Genomic DNA, 21,821 nt, shown 5'->3' with positions numbered 1-21,821 from the left:
AGGCGGGGGCGACTCCGACGGCGGTGACGACCACGCCAGCGTCAGACACCGCCTCGCCCCCACCCGGCGCTCGCTGACGCTCCCGCCTGTCCTCCCCGCCGGCCTTCGCCGACGGGGAGGTGACCGTTCTAGCGCCGCCTTGGTGCGAGGATATCCGACAGGCGGTCCGGAGTTCCCTCGATCCGTTCCAGGCGCGGATAGCGCATGCCGTCGCGGTAGTCGAAGGCGACGGTGCGGAAGCGGTCGCCGGACTTGATCAGCAGTTCGAGCGGGGCGTCGGTCCCCTTGGCGGCGGTGACGGCGTTGCGCAGCACCTCGGCCGATCCGGCCTTGCCGTTGACGGCCACCAGGCTCCAGCCTGCGCCGATTCCCTGTTCGAAGGCTGGGCCGCCCCAGCGGACGTTGGCGATCTTGTCGCCGGCCAGGGTGAAGCCCAGCGAATACTGGAAGTCGTTGGCCCAGCCGGTGTTGACGGCCTTTTCATCGGCAGCGGGGGTGTCGGTATAGGTCAGGCGCCAGCCGCCGCGCTCGATCCCCGCCAGAGGGGCGCGGGCGTCGGGGCCGACGGCGTCGAGCCGGTCGCGCAGGAAGCCGGCCCAGTCATGCGGGTGGACGGCGTTCAGGGCGGCGACGACCTGGTCGAAGGTATAGCCCTGAGGATCCCATTCGCCGTCGTCATGGCCGAAGAAGCCCTTGGCGAAGTCGTCGAGCGACTTGCGGCCGTTGGTCTCGGCCCGGATCAGGGTGTCGGCGTCCAGCCAGACCAGCAGGCTTTCGCGGTAGTAGTCGCCCGTGCCCCGCATCCACGACGGGAACTGGCCCGGCACGCGGTAGCCGAGCAGGTTGTGGTTGTTGGTGTCCTGAAGGGCGCGCCACTGACGGCCCGGCTGGTTGTCGTAGAAGGCGGCGACATTGGCCAGGGTGGCCAGGGCAACGGCCTTGGAGTGCAGGCCGGCGCGGGCGGCCAGAACGTCGCCCCAGTATTCGGTCTGGCCCTCATAGACCCACAGCAGGGTGTTCTGGGTCGGGACATTGTGGTTGGCGGTCAGTTCGTCCGCCGGACGCATGAATTTGCCGTTCCAGGAGTGGACGTACTCGTGCGGCAGCAGGCCCCGGTCGCCGGCGCTCTTGGACCAGTCGGTGAAGAAGCCGGGGGCGCCGGTGTTCTCGGAACTGCGGTGATGTTCCAGGCCGATGCCGCCCATCTGGTCGGTCAGGGCGAACAGGAACTCATAGTTGTCGAAGTGGCGGGCGCCGAACAGGCGGTCGGCCTGGGCGACCATATTCTCGTAGAGTTTCAACTGCTCGTCGGTGGCGGCGAGACCCTTCTCCTCGTCGGCGAGGAGGTTCAGGTGGACCCTTGATTCAGACGGGGCGCCGGTCGGGTCGATGTCGACGCGGCGGTAGTGGGCGCCGGCGAACATCGGGCTGTCGATCAGGGTGTAGAGGTCGGTCGTCTCGAAGGTGGCGACGTCGCCTTCGCGGGACGCCGTGGTCAGGGCCGTGCCGTACTTCCAGCCGGCGGGCAGGGCGACGGAGGCGGCGATCGGGATCTGGCGGCTGTAGTAGCCGGCCGGATAGAGGATGGCCTTCTCCCACTGCAGATTGACCATGGCCGGGGTCATCAGGACGCGCCAGTTGGAGCTGTCCGGCTGGGTCAGCTGTTGGAAGGCGACCTCGATCTGGGTCACACCGGCCGGGATGTCGAGGTGGAAGGCGTAGGGATCGAGGGTGTCGCGCAGCCACTCGATCCGCTGTCCGTTCGCCGTGACCGTCAGGCCGGCCAGCAGCTGGATCGGGCCGGTGTCGGCGTGGTTGCCGGGCAGGTATTTCGGATAAAGCAGGGTCAGGGGACCGGGACCGGCGACGGGGATGGTCTGGCGGACGCGGATGATGCGGCGGTCGAGGTCGGTGATGTCGGCGCGGTACTGGATGACGCCGGGATAGGGGGTGTCGGCAGGGGCGGGGATGCTGGGCTGAGGGCGGGGCAGGGCCAGAGCGGCCTGGTTCGGGTCGGTGACGACGGGCGTGGACGTGAAGTCCTGGGCCAGGGCCGGGGCGGCGGTCATCAGGGCGGCGAGGCAGGCGGCGGCGGTCAGGCGGGTACGCGACATCAGGTCATCCGAACGGGAGGGCAGGCACGCACCGTCGGGGAGCGGAGGAGAGGCGTCAAGGGACACAACGTCACCTCCCCGTGCGCGAAGGCGCGCGGGGAGGACCGGTCGCGCTTGCGACCAGGCGGGGGCGACTCCGACAGCGGTGATGACCCTTGCCAGCGTCTGACACCGAGTCGCCCCCTCCTGGCGTTCGCTGACGCTCCCGCCTGTCCTCCCCGTCGGCCTTCGCCGACGGGAGGTGAGTGGGGTTCAGCGTTTGCGGGGCGTCAGGATGTCGCCCAGGCGGTCGGGGGTTCCCTCGATCCGTTCCAGGCGCGGGTAGCGCAGGCCGTCGTGGTAGGGGAGGGCGACGGTCTTGTACTGGTCGCCGTCCTTGATGATCAGGGTCACCGAGACGGCCGGATCCTTTGCGGCGGTGACGGCGGCGGCGAGGCGGTCGGGGTTGGAGGCCTGGCCGTTGACGGCGACGATCTCCATGCCCGGCGCCAGGCCGGCGTCGAAGGCGGGGCCGCCCCACTGGACGCTGCGGATGGCGTTGTTCTCACCGGTCTGGAAACCCAGCGAATAGGTGAAGTCGTTGCGCTTGAACTCGCCGTACAGGGTCTTCTGATAGGCGGTCGGGGTCTCGGCGTAGACCAGGCGCCAGCCGCCTCGCGCGAGGCCGTCCAGAGGCGCATGGGCGTCCGGGCCGGTCGCGTCCAGCCGTGTGCGCAGGAAGGTCGCCCAGTCGTTGGCGACGACGCCGTTCAGGGCCGCCACCACATCCTCGAACGTATAGGGCGCGGGTTTGAAACTGCCGTCCTGGACGCCGTAGAAGGCCTTGGCGAAGTCATCCAGCGACTTGCGGCCGCCGGTCTTCTCCCGGATCGTCGTGTCGACGTCGAGCCAGATCAGCTGGCCTTCCGAATAATAGTCCTCGTCCCGCTGCCAGGCGAGCCAGCCCTTGGGCCGGCGCTGGCTGATGATCGGGTCGTTGGTCGTGTCCTGAAGCGCGCGCCATTGGCGGCCGACGCGGGCGTCATAGGTCGCGGCGGTCATGGCCAGGGACTCCATCGCCTGGTCCTTGGTCAGCAGGCCGGAGCGGGCGGCGACCACCTGGCCATAGTACTGGGTCTGGCCTTCATAGACCCAGAGCAGACTGTTCTGCATCGGGCTGTTGAAGTTGGGGACCAACTGGTCGGCGGGGCGACGCCACTTGCCGTCCCAGGAGTGGTTCATCTCGTGGCTGAGCAGGTCACGGTCGCCGAGATGGGTGGCCCAGCCGGTGAAGAACTCCGGATCGACCGAGTTCTCGGAACTGCGGTGATGCTCCAGACCGATGCCGCCCAGCTTGTCGGTCATGGCGATCAGGAAGTCGTAGTGGTCGAAGTGTCGGGCGCCGTACAGGCGGTCCATCTGATCGACCAGATTGCGCAGGATCTGGATCTGCTCGTCGGTGGCCTCAAGGCTCTTGGCCTCGTCTGCGACGAAGTTGGCGCGAACGGGCGAGCGGCCGCCGGGGTTCAGGTCGATCTGGCGATAGTGGAGCCCGGCGAAGACGGGGCTGTCGACCAGAACCTCCAGATTGACCGGTTTGAAGGTCTGGACGTCGCTGTCCTTGGTCTGCGGCTCCAGCGCCGTGCCGAACTGCCAGCCGGTCGGGAACTTGACCGTCGGCTGGACCATGATGTTCCGCGACCAGTGGCCGGCGGGATAAAGCAGCATCTTCTCCCACTGGATGTTCAGCATCTCGGGCGTCATGGTCACCCGGCCCTGATTGCCGGTGGTCGGCGATAGGTGTTGCATGGTCACGGTCAGGCTGGTCGCGCCGGCCGGGACGGTCAGGTGGTAGGCGAAGGGCGAGAGGGTGTCGCGCACCCATTCGACCCGCTGGCCGTTCGCGGTGATCTCGATGCCCGCCAGTTGGGTGATCGGGCCGACGGGGCCGTGGTTGCCGGGCAGCCATTCAGGGAAGAACAGGGTCATCGGACCCGCCTGCGCCACCGGAATCGTCTCGGTGATCGCGAAGATATGCTGGGCCAGGTTGGTGGCGTCTATCTCGAGCGTGATCACGCCCGGATAGGGCGCGTCGCGGGCGGCCGGGATGGCGGGCAAGGGCGCCGCCAGGGCGGGCGGCGCGGCCGAAGCCTGCTGGGCCAGGGCCGCCGGCGAGGCGGAGACGAGCAGCAGGGCGAGGCCAAGGCCGAGGGAGGGGGCGCTCAGGCGGAAGGGGATCATCGGCACGAACTCTCAAGCCACTGGGGAGGGCGCGACAGTCCGCCGCAGGGCGCGGGGCGTCAAGCCTTACCGTCAGGCGCATCCGCACTTCTGGTCTCCGGCGAGAAGACTCAGCCCGAGGGCTGGCAGGGCCTGGCGCCCTAGTTCGCAGAACCCGCAGGCTTGACCTCAAGCAGTTCGACCGAGAAGCGCAGGGTCGAATTGGGCGGCAGCTCGCCGCCGCCGACCCAGCGCGAGCCGTAGCCGAGCGAGGCGGGGATGACGAACTCGTAGATCTCGCCCACGCGCATCAGGGCGACGCCCTCAGTCCAGCCCTTGATGACACGGTTGAGCGGGAATTCGGCCGGCTCGTTGCGGGCGTAGGAGCTGTCGAACTCGCGTCCGTCGATGAAGGTGCCGCGATAGTGGACCTTGACCGTGTCGGTGGCGGCGGGCTGGGCGCCCTCGGGATGGGCCTTGCCGACGCGGCGGTACTGAAGGCCGCTTTCTGTCGTGGTCCAGCCGCGCCGGGCGCCGTTCCAGGCCAGATAATCGGTGTTGCCCGCGTCCCATGCCTGCTGCGGCGTCAGGGAGGACTGGCCCTCCACTTCGGCGGCGGCGCGGGCGGCGGCCGAGATGGTCTCGGCATAGGTGACGGGCTCGCCGCGCGAGGCGCAGGCGGATAGGGCGAGGGCGGCGAGCAGGGGTAGGGCGATGCGAGTCATAAGGCGACGCTAGGACGCCCTGTTGGGCGCGTCCAGTTCAGAGCCCGGCCAAGGCCGCGGAAACGCGCGGCTGGAAGTCGGGCTGTTTGCCGACGTCGTTGTGGCCGGCCTGAGGGAAGCTGAGGTGTTCGACCTGGACGTCTTCGGCTTCAAGGTCGTGGGCCAGGCGGCGACTGAGCGACGCGGGCAAAGTGTCGTCGCGGCCCGCCTCCAGCACCACCACCTTGCCGGGGTAGCCTTTAAGCGCGGCCGGGATGTCGATGCTGTTCAGATTGGGCGCGATGTGGATGCGCACGAAGGGGCGCGCCCAGCCGACCATGGTGTCGACGGCGGCGCGGGTGCTGGGGGTCGTCGTCTCCAAGACCAGGGCGTCGGCGTGCATATATTGCGCGGCCTGGGCGCAGACGGGGCCGCCCAGGGAATGGCCCCAGGCGATCAGCTTGCGGCCCTCGGCGTCGGCCTGGGCGCGGGCGGCGTCGGCGACGGCCGTGCCGGCGGCCATGAAGCTCGCATAGTCGGCCTGGCCCGCCGTGTCGCCATAGCCGGGATAGTCGAACATCAGGGCGTCGCCGAACGGCGCCAGTTTGGCGGCGGTCTTGCCCGCGCCGGCGCTGCGCCGGAACATATTGCCGCCGCAGAACAGGATCAGGGGCGCATCGGCGCGACCGGTCCGAACCCGGGTGACGCCCACGGTTCCGCCTGAGTAGGGAAGGCTGAGGACATCGGCCTCGAAGCCCATAGGGACATCTGCGGGCAGGGTGATTTTTTCGGCCGCCAGACGGGTGTCGGGATAGAAGAAGGCGTCTTCAGGGACGTTCATCGACAGGCAGCCGGACACCAAAACGGCGGCGGCCAGGATCGTAAGGCGTCTGTGCATGGTTCGGGCTCCCCTGAAACGATCATGCGGCGGTCGCCGGGGTTGTCAATCGGGCGGTTTCTCCGTGGCGTCGTCTGGTTCCCGAAAATCTGCGATCCAGGTCTTTATTTCGCCGTGGAAGCGAGTATATGTCCGCGTTCCGCAACACTCCTAAAGAGTCTGCGCGCAAGCGCCGAGGCCCGGTCCGTCGCCCTCCGACCGGAGCGAAGGCGCGGCTCCTTCCCCAGGGAGCCGGTACAATTCAGGCGTCCTGGCCCGGCAGCGGGCCGAGGGTGGACGCCGAAAACCTGGCTGCGGACGCGGAAACGCGCACCGTGGCTGCTGCATTTCACGCGCGACTTCCCCGGGTCGTGCGTCATGGGAAACACTGAATGACTGACGTCGCCCACGATCTCGCCATTAACGGTCAGATCGCTTCCGCCACTTCGTTCACCGGCAAGAAGCGTATCCGCAAATCCTTCGGGCGCATCCCCGAAGCGGTCGCGATGCCGAACCTGATCGAGGTCCAGCGCGCTTCCTACGAACAGTTCCTGCAACGCGAGGTCCGTCCGGGCCAGCGCAAGGAGCAGGGTATCGAGGCGGTCTTCAAGTCGGTGTTCCCGATCAAGGACTTCAACGAACGCGCCATCCTGGAATACGTCTCGTACGAGTTCGAGGATCCGAAGTACGACGTTGAAGAGTGCATCCAGCGCGACATGACCTATGCCGCGCCGCTGAAGGTCAAGCTGCGCCTGATCGTGTTTGAGACCGACGAGGAAACGGGAGCCCGTTCGGTCAAGGACATCAAGGAGCAGGACGTCTACATGGGCGATATCCCGCTCATGACCGACAAGGGCACCTTCATCGTCAACGGCACCGAGCGCGTGATCGTCTCGCAGATGCACCGTTCGCCGGGCGTCTTCTTCGACCACGACAAGGGCAAGACGCACAGCTCGGGCAAGCTGCTGTTCGCCGCCCGCGTGATCCCGTATCGCGGTTCGTGGCTCGACTTCGAGTTCGACGCCAAGGACGTGGTCTATGTCCGCATCGACCGCCGCCGCAAGCTGCCGGCCACGACCTTCCTGATGGGTCTGGGCATGGACGGCGAAGAAATCCTGAAGACCTTCTACGAGACCGTGCCTTACGAGAAGCGCGGCGAAGGTTGGGTCACGCCGTACAAGGCCGAGCGCTGGCGCGGTGTGAAGCCGGAGTTCGATCTGGTCGACGCCGACACCGGCGAAGTGATCGCCCAGGCCGGCCAGAAGATCAGCGCCCGCGCCGCCAAGAAGCTGGGCGACACCACGACCTCGCTGTCGCTGGCCGCCGACGCCCTGGTCACCAAGTATCTGGCCAATGACGCCGTCAACTTCGAGACCGGCGAGATCTTCGCCGAGGCCGGCGACGAGCTGGACGCCCCGACCATCGAAGTCCTGGAGCAAAACGGCTTCACCACAATCGAGGTGCTGGACATCGACCACGTCACGGTCGGCGCCTACATGCGCAACACCCTGCGTATCGACAAAAACGACACCCGTGAGGACGCTCTGTTCGACGTCTATCGCGTGATGCGTCCTGGCGAGCCGCCCACCCCGGAAGCCGCCGACAACATGTTCAACTCGCTGTTCTTCGACAGCGAACGCTATGACCTGTCGGCCGTCGGTCGGGTCAAGATGAACATGCGCCTGGAGACCCCTGAGGTTTCCGACGAGATCCGCGTCCTGCGCAAGGACGACGTGCTGAAGGTGCTGCAGATCCTGGTCGGCCTGAAGGACGGCCGCGGCGAGATCGACGACATCGACAACCTGGGCAACCGCCGGGTCCGCTCGGTCGGCGAACTGCTGGAGAACCAGTACCGCGTCGGTCTGCTGCGGATGGAGCGCGCCATCAAGGAGCGCATGTCCTCGGTCGATATCGACACGGTCATGCCGCACGACCTGATCAACGCCAAGCCGGCCGCCGCTGCGGTTCGCGAGTTCTTCGGGTCGTCGCAGCTGTCGCAGTTCATGGACCAGACGAACCCGCTGTCGGAAATCACCCACAAGCGTCGCCTTTCGGCGCTTGGCCCGGGCGGTCTGACGCGTGAGCGCGCGGGCTTCGAAGTCCGCGACGTCCACCCGACCCACTACGGCCGCATCTGCCCGATCGAAACGCCGGAAGGCCCCAACATCGGCCTGATCAACTCGCTGGCCACCCACGCGCGCGTCAACAAGTACGGCTTCATCGAGAGCCCGTACCGTCGCGTGAAGGACGGTGTGGCCCAGAACGAGGTGGTCTACATCTCGGCTATGGAAGAGTCGAAATACACGATCGCCCAGGCCAACATCGAACTGAAGAACGGCAGCATCGTAGAGGACCTGGTCCCCGGCCGGATCAACGGCGAATCCCAGCTGCTGAACCGCGACGCCGTGGACATGATGGACGTGTCGCCGAAGCAGGTCGTTTCGGTCGCCGCCGCCCTGATCCCCTTCCTGGAAAACGATGACGCCAACCGCGCCCTGATGGGCGCGAACATGCAACGTCAGGCCGTGCCTCTGGTGCAGTCGGACGCGCCGCTGGTCGGCACCGGCATGGAAGCGGTCGTGGCCGTGGACTCCGGCGCCGTCGTGGTCGCCCGTCGTGAAGGCGTCGTCGAACAGATCGACGGCACCCGGATCGTCGTGCGCGCCACCGGCGACGTGGACGCCGCCCGCTCGGGCGTCGACATCTATCGCCTGTCGAAGTTCCAGCGTTCCAACCAGTCGACCTGCATCAACCAGCGCCCGATCGTGCGCGTGGGCGACCAGGTGAAGGCCGGCGACGTCATCGCCGACGGCCCGTCGACGGACCTGGGCGAACTGGCCCTGGGCCGCAACGCCCTCGTCGCCTTCATGCCCTGGAACGGCTACAACTTCGAAGACTCCATCCTGATCTCGGAGCGCATCGTGCGCGACGACGTCTTCACCTCCATCCACCTCGAGGAATTCGAAGTGATGGCGCGTGATACGAAGTTGGGTCCGGAAGAAATCACCCGCGACATCCCCAATGTCGGCGAGGAAGCCCTGCGCAACCTCGACGAAGCGGGCATCGTGGCCATCGGCGCCGAAGTCCAGCCGGGCGACATCCTGGTCGGCAAGGTGACGCCGAAGGGCGAAAGCCCGATGACCCCGGAAGAGAAGCTGCTGCGCGCCATCTTCGGCGAGAAGGCTTCGGACGTGCGCGACACCAGCCTGCGCCTGCCGCCCGGCGTCGCCGGCACGATCGTGGACGTTCGCGTCTTCAACCGTCACGGCGTCGACAAGGACGAACGCGCCATGGCGATCGAACGCGCCGAGATCGAACGTCTGGGCAAGGACCGCGACGATGAGCTCAAGATCCTTGAGCGCAACGTCTATGGCCGCCTGAAGCCGCTGATCCTGGGCAAGAACGCCGTCTCCGGTCCCAAGGGCATCGGCCGCGGCGAACTGACCGAAGAGAAGCTGGCCGAGGTCAGCCGTGGTCTGTGGTGGCAGATCGCCCTGGACGACGAAAAGGCCATGGGCGAGCTGGAGGCGATGAAGCGCCAGTTCGAGGACGCGCGTAAGCAACTGGACCGTCGTTTCGAAGACAAGGTCGAGAAGCTGCAACGCGGCGACGAACTGCCCCCCGGCGTGATGAAGATGGTCAAGGTCTTCGTGGCCGTGAAGCGCAAGCTTCAGCCCGGCGACAAGATGGCCGGCCGTCACGGCAACAAGGGCGTCATCTCCAAGATCCTGCCGATCGAGGACATGCCGCACCTGGAAGACGGCACCCACGTTGACGTCGTTCTGAACCCGCTGGGCGTGCCTTCGCGCATGAACATCGGCCAGATCTTCGAGACCCACCTGGGTTGGGCCGCCGCCGGCCTGGGCAAGCAGATCTCCGGTCTGCTGGAAGCCTGGCAGCAGGGTGGTCAGAAGCAGGCGCTGATCGATCGTCTGACGCATATCTACGGCCCGGAAACCCCGTTGCCGCAGGATGAGGAAGAGCTGATCGAACTGGCGAAGAACCTGTCCAAGGGCGTGCCCTTCGCGACCCCGGTCTTCGACGGTGCGCACATCGGCGACATCGAACGCCTGCTGGAAGAAGCTGGTCTGAACAAGTCGGCCCAGTCGATCCTGTACGACGGCCAGACCGGCGAGCAGTTCAAGCGTCCGGTCACGGTCGGCTACATCTACATGCTGAAGCTGCACCACCTGGTCGACGACAAGATCCACGCCCGTTCGATCGGCCCGTACTCGCTGGTCACCCAGCAGCCGCTGGGCGGCAAGGCGCAGTTCGGCGGTCAGCGCTTCGGGGAAATGGAGGTCTGGGCTCTGGAAGCTTACGGCGCCGCCTACACCCTGCAGGAGATGCTGACGGTGAAGTCCGACGACGTGGCCGGCCGGACCAAGGTCTACGAGGCCATCGTCCGCGGCGACGACAGCTTCGAGGCCGGCATTCCCGAGAGCTTCAACGTGCTCATCAAGGAAATGCGTTCGCTGGGTCTGAACGTGGAGCTGGAGAATTCGTGAGGCGTGACGTGTGAGTCGTGACTGGGCCGACGCCCGTCACGACTCACCAATCACCAATCACGGCGCTGTTCTCCCTCTGAATAATTTTCGCGGCTCTAGCCGCAGCAAGGAACCAAGATGAACCAGGAAGTCCTGAACATCTTCAACCCGGTCCCGGTCACCCCGACCTTCGACCAGATCAAGATCGCCCTGGCCTCGCCGGAGAAGATCCGGTCGTGGTCGTTCGGCGAGATCAAGAAGCCGGAAACCATCAACTACCGCACGTTCAAGCCCGAGCGTGACGGCCTGTTCTGCGCCCGTATCTTTGGCCCGACCAAGGACTACGAATGCCTGTGCGGCAAGTACAAGCGCATGAAATACAAGGGCATCATTTGCGAGAAGTGCGGCGTTGAAGTCACGCTGGCCCGCGTTCGCCGTGAGCGTATGGGTCACATCGACCTGGCCGCCCCGGTCGCCCACATCTGGTTCCTGAAGTCGCTGCCGTCGCGCATCTCGCTGATGCTGGACATGGCGCTGAAGGACGTCGAGCGCGTCCTGTATTTCGAGAACTATATCGTCACCGAGCCGGGCCTGACCCCGCTGAAGCAGAACCAACTGCTGACGGAAGACGAGTTCTATCGCTACCAGGAAGAATACGGCGATGACGGCTTCACCGCCGAGATCGGCGCCGAGGCCGTCCGCAACCTGCTGATGGGCATCGACCTGCACGCCGAGGCTGAGAAGCACCGCGGCGAGCTGGCCGACAGCCCGTCGGAAATGAAGGCCAAGAAGGCGTCCAAGCGCCTGAAGCTGATCGAGGCCTTCCTGGAATCGGGCAACAAGCCCGAGTGGATGATCCTGACCATCGTGCCGGTCATCCCGCCGGAACTGCGCCCGCTGGTGCCGCTGGACGGCGGTCGTTTCGCGACCTCCGACCTGAACGACCTGTATCGCCGCGTCATCAACCGGAACAACCGCCTGAAGCGCCTGATGGAGCTGCGGGCGCCGGACATCATCATCCGTAACGAAAAGCGGATGCTGCAGGAATCCGTCGATGCGCTGTTCGACAACGGCCGTCGCGGTCGCGTCATCACGGGCGCCAACAAGCGTCCGCTGAAGTCGCTGGCCGACATGCTCAAGGGCAAGCAAGGCCGCTTCCGTCAGAACCTGCTGGGCAAGCGCGTCGACTACTCGGGCCGTTCGGTCATCACCGTGGGTCCGGAACTGAAGCTGCACGAGTGCGGCCTGCCCAAGAAGATGGCGCTGGAGCTGTTCAAGCCTTTCATCTATGCGCGCCTTGACGCCAAGGGCCTGTCGGGCACCGTCAAACAGTCCAAGCGCATGGTCGAGCGCGAGCAGCCCGCCGTCTGGGACATCCTGGACGAGGTCATCCGCGAGCACCCGGTTCTGCTGAACCGCGCGCCGACGCTGCACCGTCTGGGCATCCAGGCGTTCGAACCCAAGCTGATCGAGGGCAAGGCCATCCGCCTGCACCCGCTGGTCTGTACGGCGTTCAACGCCGACTTCGACGGCGACCAGATGGCCGTGCACGTCCCGCTGAGCCTCGAGGCCCAGCTGGAAGCGCGCGTCCTTATGATGTCGACGAACAACATCCTGTCGCCCGCCAACGGCAAGCCGATCATCGTGCCGTCGCAGGACATCGTCCTGGGCCTGTACTATCTGTCGCTGGTCAAGGACGGCGAGCCGGGTGAAGGCAAGCTGTTCGCCAACATCGGCGAGATCGACGCAGCGCTGGACGCCAAGGTCGTGACCCTGCACAGCCGCATCAAGGCGCGCTGGACGGAACAGGACGCCGAAGGCAAGGAGGTGACCAAGGTCATCGACACCACGCCGGGCCGGATGAAGCTGGCGGCCCTGCTGCCGCGTAACCCGAACGTCGGGTATCGCCTGCTCGAGAAGAACCTGACGAAGAAGGAAATCGGCAATCTGATCGACGTGGTCTATCGCCACTGCGGTCAGAAGGCGACGGTCATCTTCGCCGACCAGATGATGGGCCTGGGCTTCCGCGAGGCCGCCAAGGCGGGCATCTCGTTCGGCAAGGACGACATCGTCATTCCGGCGAAGAAGGCCGAACTGGTCGCCGAGACCCGCACCCAAGTCGAGGAGTACGAGCAACAATACGCCGACGGCCTGATCACGCGCGGCGAGAAGTACAACAAGGTGGTTGACGCCTGGGCCAAGGCTACGGACCGTATCGCCGACGCCATGATGGGCGAGATCGCGCAACCGCGCGTGCTGATCGAGGGTGAAAACCCCGACATCAACTCGGTCTTCATGATGGCCAACTCCGGCGCCCGGGGTTCGCAGGCGCAGATGAAGCAACTGGGCGGGATGCGCGGCCTGATGGCCAAGCCGTCCGGCGAGATCATCGAGACGCCGATCACCTCGAACTTCAAGGAAGGCCTGACCGTCCTTGAATACTTCAACTCCACCCACGGCGCCCGTAAGGGTCTGGCCGACACCGCGCTGAAGACCGCCAACTCGGGTTATCTGACCCGCCGTCTGGTGGACGTGGCGCAGGACTCGATCGTCACCGAACAGGACTGCGGCTCGACGCGCGGCATCACCCTGCGTGCGGTGATGGAGGGCGGCGACGTCCTGGTCTCGCTGGGCGCCCGGATCCTGGGTCGCTATGCGGCCGAGGACATCAAGGAGCCGGGCACGGACACCGTCCTGTTCCCCGCCGACACCTATCTGGTGGAAGAAGTGGTCGAGGCGGTCGACGCCGCCGGCGTTCAGTCGGTCAAGGTCCGTTCGGCCCTGACCTGCGAGGCGGAAGCCGGCATCTGCGCCCACTGCTACGGGCGTGACCTGGCGCGCGGCACCAACGTCAACATCGGCGAAGCGGTCGGCGTCATCGCCGCCCAGTCGATCGGCGAGCCGGGCACCCAGCTGACCATGCGGACCTTCCACATCGGCGGTACGGCCCAGGTGGCGGAAACCTCCTTCATGGAGGCGACCAACGCGGGCGTGGCCAAGATCACTGGCCCGACCGTCACCGCCGCCCATGGCGACCTCGTGGCGATGAGCCGCAACGTCATCGTGACCGTGGTCGTGGACGGCAAGGACCGCGAGACCCACAAGGCCCCCTACGGCGCCCGGATCCGGGTCAAGGAGGGCGGCGAGGTCAAGAAGGGCCAACGTCTGGCGGAGTGGGACCCCTACACCACCCCGATCCTGACGGAAGTCGGCGGCCTGATCCGCTTCGAGGATCTGGTCGAAGGCCTTTCGGTCAAGGAAGAAACCGACGAAGCGACGGGCATCGCCCAGCGCGTCGTCAGCGACTGGCGCGCCAGCCCGCGTGGTTCGGACCTGCGTCCGGCCATGGGCGTCACCCTGGGCGACGCCTACGCCAAGCTGGCCTCGGGCTCTGACGCCCGTTACCTGCTGCCCGTAGGCGCGGTTCTGTCCGTGTCGAACGGCGACGAGGTCAAGCCGGGCGAGATCATCGCCCGCGTCCCGACCGAAGGCGCCAAGACCCGCGACATCACCGGCGGTCTGCCGCGCGTCGCGGAACTGTTCGAAGCCCGTCGTCCCAAGGATTGCGCGGTCATCGCCGAGATGGATGGTCGCGTCGAATTCGGTCGCGACTACAAGAACAAGCGCCGCATCAAGATCACGCCGGAAGTCAACGCCGACGGCGTGCAGGGCGAACCGGTCGAGTTCCTGATCCCGAAGGGTAAGCATATCTCCGTCCACGACGGCGATCTGATCCAGAAGGGCGACTACATCATCGACGGCAACCCGGATCCGCACGATCTGCTGCGCATCCAGGGCGTCGAGGCGCTGGCCGAGTATCTGGTGAACGAAGTGCAGGAGGTTTACCGACTGCAAGGCGTGCCGATCAACGACAAGCACATCGAAGTCATCGTGCGTCAGATGCTTCAGAAGGTCGAAGTCCTGGATTCGGGTGAAACCACCCTGATCCGCGGCGACACCGTCGAAGTGGCCGAAGCCGTGCTCGAGAACGAGAAGGTCGAGAAGCGCGGTGGCCGTATCGCCACCACCCAGCCCGTCCTGCTGGGCATCACCAAGGCGTCGCTGCAGACCCGCAGCTTCATCTCGGCGGCGTCCTTCCAGGAGACCACCCGCGTCCTCACCGACGCCTCGGTCCACGGCAAGAAGGACATGCTGGAAGGCCTGAAGGAAAACGTCATCGTCGGCCGCCTGATCCCGGCCGGTACGGGCGCCTATCTGCGGGCCCTGCAGAAGATCGCCAACGATCGCGACGCCGAGCTGACGCAAGCCCGCGAAGACGCGATCGAGCCGTTGCCGGCCGATCTGCAGCTGGAGCTGGAGAGCAGCGAAGGCTGATCTCCGGGTTCGGATGTGATGAAGTGAAGAGGGGCGGCGCCGGCGACGGCGCCGCCCTTTTTCGTTCAGTCGTCGGCCTTGCCGCCGATGCGAAGCTCGCCGAGGCTGGCCGACAGGCCCTGCGGCCGGCGTTCGCCCGGATTGATCGTCGTCTGTGCGCCCTGGCGCATGTCGACGCCCGGCACTTCGGGCAGCTGAGCGCCCGCACAGCCCGTGCCGAAGTTCGAGCCGACGCAATCCGCCGGCCCGACCACGCCGACGCCGCCGGACAGGGGACGGCGGCGTTGTTCCCATTCCGCCAGACGGCGCGCCCCCTCGCGGGCGAACGCGGCGTCGCGATCGGGGTTGCCTGAGCCGGTGATCGGCGCAGCGTTCTCGCCGTGTCGGGCGAACTCGTCGCGGCAGTGGCGGCGCTCCATCTCGTTCAGCAGATCTGGCGAGGCGCAGCCGGGCAGGCCCTGGCGAATTGATCGCGCCATGGCGCCGGAACGATTGGCGGGATCGACCCGCCAGACGTCGGCCGGGGCGGCCAGACGCGGACGCAGCGGAGCGGGGCGGGGGACGGCCTCCGCCTCGGGCGTCCTGACCGATGGGGCGTTTGCGGCGTTCGCGGCGGCTGTGACGGGCGCGATATCCGGCGTGGCCACGGTCGTTAGGCGGGGCCGCTCATCCGGCAGCAAGGGGCGGGGTTCGATGTCGAGATAGATCGGCGGCGGGGCGGCGGTGATGCCGCGCCCCTCGTTTCCCAGGGCCGTGAAGGACAGGGCGGCGATCAGGGCGGTGTTGATGGCGACGGACGCCGTCGCCAGGCCCGCCTTGCGCCAGTCGGGACGCCGGGGGTTTGGACGGGGCAGGGCGGACACGCTCATTCACGACGCTTTCTAAGGTTGGGCAGTATGCCGTCCCGCGTGGAGAATAGCTCGACGCTGACGTTGACGCCTTCGCACCCGGACATGGGATTGGGATTTTCGCAAGGCGGATCGCCCCGAGGCGGCTCGGCCCGCTGCGCCTCCCATGCGGCCAGGCGTCTGACGCCCTGGCGCGCGAAGACGGCGTCCCGTTCGGTATCGCCCGAACCGGTGATGGCGCGCGGGTCTTGGCTTGAGCGCGTCCATCGGTCGTCGCATCGACGACGGGCTTCGGCGGACAGGCGATGCGGCGTGTCACAGGACTCAAGACCGTCGCTGGGACGTCCGGCGCCGGCCGTGACGCGCCACTGGCCGTCGATGTGAGCGCCCATAGGGACGTAGAACCCAGGTGTCTTGGCCTCATCCGAATCCTTAGGCGGAACGGAAGCCGGCCGCACGGCATTGGGGGGTGTGCGACTAGACCGGCGAATCGCCGCTGGCGGAGGCCGATCGTTCAGCAGGGGCGTGCGTGGCTCAATGTCGAGATACAGAACCGGTCCGACAGCCGGGGAGCGCGGCGTCCGCGCCCGTCGGTCCTCGATCGACAGCAGGGCCAGAACCACGGCGTTGACGCCCAGAGCAACGGCCGTCGCAGCCGCCCAGCCGATCTTGCCCGTCCTCGCCATGCCGTCCCCGACCGTTCAATGCGAAGCTCGACTGCAAGGGTGGCTGGATTCAGGCGCTGGTTTGACTTGTTCGCGTCACGGCTGTGTAGTGGTGCTCTCCTGGGGGAGTAGCCGATGTCGATACTGTTGGTCTTGATCTTGTTTTTTCAAGCAAACCCGGCGGTCGCCCGGCCGGCGCCTATCGACGACCTGCAGCATTGTCCCGCCGTGCCGGTCGAGATCAATTCAAGGCGCGAGTGGGAAGATTTCGAGTTTTCCACGGACAAGCCCGGCAGTCCGATGTGGTACGCCGACCAGGGTTGCTACCGGCGAGCGGCCGAGGCCAGTCGGGAGTATCTGACGCGCGGGCCGCTGCTCGGGGTGCGGGAGTCAGCGATTTCGCATCTGCATATGGCGCGTTACCTAGCCTTCGCCGGGGACGAAGCCGGCGCCGCCCAGGCGCTGGCCGGCGCGAGGCGGTCGGATCAGCGGACGGGCGCCGAGATTCCGCTGGACTGGAACGCCTATGTCGAAGGGCTGTATGGCTTCCTGGTCAAGGACCGGGGACTGATGGAATCGCGGTTGGAGACGTTGCGAACTTCACCCAACGAGGGCGACCGGTATAACGGCCGGAATCTCTACTGGCTGTCCCGGTGTTTTGAGCGGACCTATATGGAGACTCAGACCGCAACGGAATGCGCCGTCGAGCCCCCGCCGCCTTGACCTTTCCCCCCATCGCGCGTAGAAGCCGCCCACTTTCGAGGCGTGGCCGGTTCGCCGGTCGCTGAGATCGTGACAATTGAACGGACGGGCTGTGCCCGCCGGAACGCCCAAAGCGCGCGTTCCGGCCCTTTGTGTTTTCCGGCTCGCCGGAACAAACCTGGGCTGTTTGTCGTCACGCGATCAGTCTCGATGACACCCGGGCGAGGGGATGGTCCCCCGTTCACAAGAAGGCGAGAGGCGCTTCGGTCGAAAGACACACGCCTCCATCAGAAGTCGAGATAAGTTTCGAATGCCTACGATCAACCAGCTGATCCGCAAGCCGCGCAAGCCCAAGCCCACCCGTAACAAGGTGCCGGCTCTGGAGGGTTCGCCCCAGCGTCGCGGCGTCTGCACCCGCGTTTACACGACGACCCCGAAGAAGCCGAACTCGGCTCTGCGTAAGGTCGCCAAGGTCCGTCTGGCCAAGAACGGCTACGAAGCCGTTTGCTACATCCCCGGTGAAGGCCACAACCTTCAAGAACACTCGGTTGTTCTGATCCGCGGCGGCCGCGTGAAGGACTTGCCCGGCGTTCGCTACCACATCCTGCGCGGCGTGCTCGACACGCAAGGCGTCAAGGACCGCAAGCAGCGTCGTTCGCACTACGGCGCCAAGCGTCCGAAGTAAGCCGTTCGCGTCCGGGCCATCGCGCCCGGAGGCCTTTTCGAGATCTTCCCGGCGAGCGCCGGGCACTGCAAGGAATACTCCATGTCGCGTCGTCACCGCGCCCAGAAGCGTGAAGTTCTGCCGGATCCCAAGTTCGGCGATCTGATCGTCACCAAGTTCATGAACTACGTCATGTACGAAGGTAAGAAGGCTGTCGCCGAGAACATCGTCTACGGCGCCTTCGATATCCTGGCCGACAAGAAGAAGGAACAGACTGCGGTCGAGACCTTCCACACCGCTCTGGACAATGTCGCGCCTTCGGTCGAAGTCCGCTCGCGTCGCGTCGGCGGCGCCACCTATCAGGTGCCGGTCGAGGTCCGTCCCGACCGTCGCCGCGCTCTGGCCATCCGCTGGCTGGTGAATGCTGCGCGCAAGCGCGGTGAAAACACCATGACCGAAAAGCTGGCCGCCGAGCTCCTGGACGCCTCGAACAACCGCGGCACCGCGGTCAAGAAGCGCGAAGACACCCACAAGATGGCCGAGGCGAACCGCGCCTTCAGCCACTATCGCTGGTAAGCGTCTTAAAACCGTCTCCCTTTCGAAGCTAAGGGACGGTTCCTATCTAAGACTATCCGGCGCGGGCGGTTTAAGCTAAATCGCCCGCGCTCGCTTATCCGCCGCATCGACGATCATTCCCGGGGGCGCCGTCGCGTCCTTGACCTACTTCTAAGGCACGTTTTCATGGCTCGTACGCACAAGCTCGAGGACTACCGCAACTTCGGCATCATGGCCCACATCGACGCGGGCAAGACGACGACGACCGAGCGGATTCTCTATTACACCGGCAAGAACCACAAGATCGGCGAAGTCCACGACGGCGCCGCGACCATGGACTGGATGGACCAGGAGCAGGAGCGCGGCATCACCATCACGTCGGCCGCGACGACCGCCTTCTGGCAGGGCAAGCGCCTGAACATCATCGACACCCCCGGCCACGTGGACTTCACCATCGAGGTCGAGCGTTCGCTGCGCGTGCTCGACGGCGCCGTGACGGTTCTGGACGGCAACGCCGGCGTTGAGCCGCAGACCGAAACCGTCTGGCGCCAAGCCGACAAATATTCGGTGCCGCGCATCGTCTTCGTCAACAAGATGGACAAGATCGGCGCCGACTTCGACGCCTCGGTCCAGTCGATCCGCGACCGCCTGGGCGCCAAGGCCGTGCCGATCCAGTTCCCGATCGGCGCCGAGTCCTCGCTGACCGGCCTGGTCGACATCGTCGAAATGCGTTCGGTTGTCTGGGACAACGACGCCCTGGGCGCCAACTTCACCGTCGGCGAGATCCCGGCTGACCTGCTCGACAAGGCCAACGAAGCCCGCCAGTACCTGATCGACAACGCCGTCGAACTGGACGACGAGGCGATGGAAGCCTACCTCGAAGGCACCGAGCCTTCGGTCGAAGTGCTGAAGAAGTGCATCCGTAAGGCCGTGCTGACCGGCGCCTTCTATCCGATCCTGTGCGGCTCGGCCTTCAAGAACAAGGGCGTGCAGACGCTGCTGGACGCCGTGGTCGACTATCTGCCGTCGCCGCTGGACATCCCGCCGACCCCGGGCATCGACTTCAAGACGGAAGAGCCGATCACCCGCAAGGCCTCGGACGAAGAGCCCCTGTCGGTCCTGGCCTTCAAGATCATGGACGACCCCTTCGTCGGTTCGCTGACCTTCTGCCGCCTGTACTCGGGCAAGATGGAAACGGGCATGAGCCTGCTGAACTCCAGCCGTGACAAGCGCGAGCGCGTCGGCCGGATGCTGCAGATGCACTCGAACAACCGTGAAGACGTCAAGGAAGCCTTCGCCGGCGACATCGTCGCCCTGGCCGGCCTGAAGGAAACCCGCACCGGGGACACCCTGTGCGATCCGCTGAAGTCGCCCGTCATCCTCGAGAAGATGGAATTCCCGGCCCCGGTCATCGAGATCTCGGTCGAGCCCAAGACCAAGGCCGACCAGGAGAAGCTGGGCGTTGCCCTGGCCAAGCTGGCTTCGGAAGATCCGTCCTTCACCGTCTCGACCGACCACGAGTCGGGCCAGACCATCCTGAAGGGCATGGGCGAGCTTCACCTGGACATCAAGATCGACATCCTGAAGCGCACCTACAAGGTCGAGGCCACCATCGGCGCGCCGCAGGTCGCCTATCGTGAATCCCTGGGCCGCAAGGTCGACATCGACTACACCCACAAGAAGCAGACCGGCGGTACGGGCCAGTTCGCCCGCGTCATGATCACCTTCGAACCGGGCGAGCCCGGCTCGGGCTTCGTGTTCGAAAGCGCGATCGTCGGCGGCGCGGTGCCGAAGGAATACATTCCCGGCGTCGAAAAGGGCCTGAACTCCATCAAGGACTCGGGTCTGCTGGCCGGCTTCCCGCTGATCGACTTCAAGGCGACCCTGACGGACGGCAAGTACCACGACGTCGACTCCAGCGTGCTGGCGTTCGAAATCGCGGCCCGCGCCGCCTTCCGCGAACTGAAGGAAAAGGGCGCGCCGAAGCTGCTCGAGCCGATCATGGCGGTCGAAGTCGTGACCCCCGAGGAATACCTCGGCTCGGTCATCGGCGACCTGAACGGCCGTCGCGGCATGATCCAGGGTCAGGACATGCGCGGCAACGCCACCGTCGTGAACGCCTTCGTGCCGCTGGCCAACATGTTCGGCTATGTGAACACGCTGCGCGGCATGTCGCAGGGCCGCGCCCAGTTCACCATGCAGTACGACCACTACGAGCCGGTGCCGCAACACGTCGCCGACGAAGTGATCAAGAAGTACGCCTAAGCTTTTCCTTTCGGAGAAGCGCACCTAAAAGCGCCCGGTCCGACAGGGGCCGGGCGCCCTTAACCCCCAGACTGCAGGAACCCCGGTTCGGGGACCTAGGAGCTAGAAAATGGCCAAGGAAAAGTTCGAACGCACGAAGCCGCACTGCAACATCGGCACGATCGGTCACGTTGACCACGGCAAGACGACGCTGACGGCGGCGATCACGATGACGCTGGCGAAGGCCGGCGGCGCGAAGGCGATGGCCTATGCGGACATCGACGCTGCGCCGGAAGAAAAGGCGCGCGGCATCACGATCAACACCGCGCACGTGGAATATGAGACGGCCAACCGTCACTACGCCCACGTCGACTGCCCCGGCCACGCCGACTATGTGAAGAACATGATCACCGGCGCGGCGCAGATGGACGGCGCGATCCTGGTGGTTTCGGCCGCTGACGGCCCGATGCCGCAGACCCGCGAGCACATCCTGCTGGCCCGTCAGGTCGGCGTGCCGGCCCTGGTGGTCTTCATGAACAAGGTCGACCTGGTCGACGACGAAGAACTGCTCGAGCTGGTCGAGATGGAAGTGCGCGAGCTGCTCTCGTCGTACCAGTTCCCGGGCGACGATATTCCGATCACCAAGGGCTCGGCCAAGGCCGCGACCGACGGCGTGAACCCGGAAATCGGCGAACAGCGCGTTCTGGCCCTGATGGAAACCGTCGACGCCTACATTCCGCAGCCGGAACGTCCGGTCGACCTGCCCTTCCTGATGCCGGTCGAAGACGTCTTCTCGATCTCGGGCCGCGGCACCGTGGTCACGGGCCGCGTCGAAAAGGGTATCGTCAAGGTCGGTGAAGAAGTCGAAATCGTCGGCATCCGCCCGGTCCAGAAGACGACCTGCACCGGCGTCGAAATGTTCCGCAAGCTGCTGGACCAAGGTCAGGCGGGCGACAACGTCGGCGTTCTGCTGCGCGGCACCAAGCGTGAAGACGTCGAGCGCGGTCAGGTTCTGTGCAAGCCGGGTTCGATCACCCCGCACACCAAGTTCCTGGCTGAAGCCTACATCCTGACCAAGGAAGAGGGCGGCCGTCACACCCCGTTCTTCACCAACTATCGCCCGCAGTTCTACTTCCGCACGACCGACGTGACCGGCATCGTGCAGCTGAAGGAAGGCGTCGAAATGATCATGCCCGGCGACAACGCCGAGCTGAACGTCGAACTGATCACCCCGATCGCCATGGACCAAGGCCTGCGCTTCGCCATCCGTGAAGGCGGCCGCACCGTCGGCGCCGGCGTCGTCGCCAAGATCATCGAGTAATCATTCTTTTGGCCTAACGCGCTCACGCGCTACTTGAGGCCAGACGGATGTAGTCTGCGTAACAGAACGGCCCCCGGAGAAATCCGGGGGCCGTTTTGCTTTGGGG

The 21,821-nt window shown here is 65.8% G+C and carries 13 protein-coding genes; 7 read left to right on the top strand and 6 right to left on the bottom strand.

Translation table 11 applies throughout. The features are described from left to right. Positions 1-128: 128 nt before the first annotated feature. From ACW170_RS14480 to ACW170_RS14465, 4 genes are all read right to left on the bottom strand, one after another. Positions 129-2,114, bottom strand: a complete 1,986-nt coding sequence (locus tag ACW170_RS14480; RefSeq protein ID WP_492087336.1) for a M61 family metallopeptidase — start codon at positions 2,112-2,114, stop codon at positions 129-131. A 252-nt stretch (positions 2,115-2,366) separates the two neighbouring features. Continuing rightward, the gene (locus tag ACW170_RS14475; RefSeq protein ID WP_492089192.1) at positions 2,367-4,334 is read right to left on the bottom strand and encodes a M61 family metallopeptidase; all 1,968 of its coding nucleotides are present in this window, start codon (positions 4,332-4,334) and stop codon (positions 2,367-2,369) included. Positions 4,335-4,474: 140 nt separating this feature from the next. Further along, positions 4,475-5,038, bottom strand: coding sequence for an FKBP-type peptidyl-prolyl cis-trans isomerase (locus ACW170_RS14470; protein ID WP_492087335.1), 564 nt, complete (start codon positions 5,036-5,038; stop codon positions 4,475-4,477). Between the two features lie 37 nt (positions 5,039-5,075). Next, the gene (locus ACW170_RS14465; protein WP_492087334.1) at positions 5,076-5,915 is read right to left on the bottom strand and encodes an alpha/beta hydrolase; all 840 of its coding nucleotides are present in this window, start codon (positions 5,913-5,915) and stop codon (positions 5,076-5,078) included. Positions 5,916-6,286: 371 nt separating this feature from the next. Here ACW170_RS14465 and rpoB point away from each other — a divergent pair, with 371 nt between their 5' ends. Both rpoB and rpoC read left to right on the top strand, forming a co-directional pair. After that, positions 6,287-10,402: a DNA-directed RNA polymerase subunit beta gene (gene rpoB, locus ACW170_RS14460; RefSeq protein WP_008260904.1), complete on the top strand. Its 4,116-nt coding sequence runs from the start codon at positions 6,287-6,289 to the stop codon at positions 10,400-10,402. A gap of 117 nt (positions 10,403-10,519) precedes the next feature. Then, the gene (rpoC, locus tag ACW170_RS14455) at positions 10,520-14,716 is read left to right on the top strand and encodes a DNA-directed RNA polymerase subunit beta' (RefSeq protein WP_492087333.1); all 4,197 of its coding nucleotides are present in this window, start codon (positions 10,520-10,522) and stop codon (positions 14,714-14,716) included. A 65-nt stretch (positions 14,717-14,781) separates the two neighbouring features. On the opposite strand, the gene ACW170_RS14450 is transcribed toward rpoC, so the two are convergent. Continuing rightward, positions 14,782-15,585, bottom strand: coding sequence for a hypothetical protein (locus tag ACW170_RS14450; RefSeq protein ID WP_492087332.1), 804 nt, complete (start codon positions 15,583-15,585; stop codon positions 14,782-14,784). After that, positions 15,582-16,250, bottom strand: coding sequence for a hypothetical protein (locus ACW170_RS14445; protein WP_492087331.1), 669 nt, complete (start codon positions 16,248-16,250; stop codon positions 15,582-15,584). Before ACW170_RS14445 ends, ACW170_RS14450 begins: the two co-directional genes overlap by 4 nt. 114 nt (positions 16,251-16,364) lie before the next feature. Between ACW170_RS14445 and ACW170_RS14440 the strand changes: the two genes are divergently transcribed. From ACW170_RS14440 to tuf, 5 genes are all read left to right on the top strand, one after another. Beyond that, a complete protein-coding gene (locus ACW170_RS14440) occupies positions 16,365-16,952 on the top strand; it encodes a hypothetical protein (protein ID WP_492087330.1) in 588 nt (195 codons plus the stop codon). Positions 16,953-17,241: 289 nt separating this feature from the next. Next, the gene (rpsL, locus tag ACW170_RS14435; RefSeq protein ID WP_008260482.1) at positions 17,242-17,616 is read left to right on the top strand and encodes a 30S ribosomal protein S12; all 375 of its coding nucleotides are present in this window, start codon (positions 17,242-17,244) and stop codon (positions 17,614-17,616) included. A gap of 81 nt (positions 17,617-17,697) precedes the next feature. Further along, entirely contained in the window at positions 17,698-18,171 is a 474-nt protein-coding gene (gene rpsG / locus ACW170_RS14430; RefSeq protein ID WP_267513794.1) for a 30S ribosomal protein S7, read from the top strand. A 165-nt stretch (positions 18,172-18,336) separates the two neighbouring features. Continuing rightward, positions 18,337-20,415, top strand: coding sequence for an elongation factor G (gene fusA, locus ACW170_RS14425; protein WP_492087329.1), 2,079 nt, complete (start codon positions 18,337-18,339; stop codon positions 20,413-20,415). Positions 20,416-20,524: 109 nt separating this feature from the next. After that, positions 20,525-21,715, top strand: coding sequence for an elongation factor Tu (gene tuf, locus ACW170_RS14420; protein WP_008260274.1), 1,191 nt, complete (start codon positions 20,525-20,527; stop codon positions 21,713-21,715). Positions 21,716-21,821: the final 106 nt, after the last annotated feature.

This window comes from Brevundimonas sp. FV2ps16 (genome assembly GCF_058681075.1).
Note: the sequence above shows the minus strand (reverse complement) of the source record. Positions and strands in the feature narration are given on the sequence as shown.

Bases quoted from the DNA above. Each gene is read 5' to 3' on its own strand.
- rpsL (WP_008260482.1), top strand. From the start codon at position 17,242: ATGCCTACGATCAACCAGCTGATCCGCAAGCCGCGCAAGCCCAAGCCC.
- ACW170_RS14465 (WP_492087334.1), bottom strand. From the start codon at position 5,915: ATGCACAGACGCCTTACGATCCTGGCCGCCGCCGTTTTGGTGTCCGGC.
- rpoC (WP_492087333.1), top strand. From the start codon at position 10,520: ATGAACCAGGAAGTCCTGAACATCTTCAACCCGGTCCCGGTCACCCCG.
- ACW170_RS14470 (WP_492087335.1), bottom strand. From the start codon at position 5,038: ATGACTCGCATCGCCCTACCCCTGCTCGCCGCCCTCGCCCTATCCGCC.
- tuf (WP_008260274.1), top strand. From the start codon at position 20,525: ATGGCCAAGGAAAAGTTCGAACGCACGAAGCCGCACTGCAACATCGGC.
- rpsG (WP_267513794.1), top strand. From the start codon at position 17,698: ATGTCGCGTCGTCACCGCGCCCAGAAGCGTGAAGTTCTGCCGGATCCC.
- ACW170_RS14445 (WP_492087331.1), bottom strand. From the start codon at position 16,250: ATGGCGAGGACGGGCAAGATCGGCTGGGCGGCTGCGACGGCCGTTGCT.
- ACW170_RS14450 (WP_492087332.1), bottom strand. From the start codon at position 15,585: ATGAGCGTGTCCGCCCTGCCCCGTCCAAACCCCCGGCGTCCCGACTGG.
- ACW170_RS14475 (WP_492089192.1), bottom strand. From the start codon at position 4,334: ATGATCCCCTTCCGCCTGAGCGCCCCCTCCCTCGGCCTTGGCCTCGCC.
- ACW170_RS14480 (WP_492087336.1), bottom strand. From the start codon at position 2,114: ATGTCGCGTACCCGCCTGACCGCCGCCGCCTGCCTCGCCGCCCTGATG.
- fusA (WP_492087329.1), top strand. From the start codon at position 18,337: ATGGCTCGTACGCACAAGCTCGAGGACTACCGCAACTTCGGCATCATG.
- ACW170_RS14440 (WP_492087330.1), top strand. From the start codon at position 16,365: ATGTCGATACTGTTGGTCTTGATCTTGTTTTTTCAAGCAAACCCGGCG.
- rpoB (WP_008260904.1), top strand. From the start codon at position 6,287: ATGACTGACGTCGCCCACGATCTCGCCATTAACGGTCAGATCGCTTCC.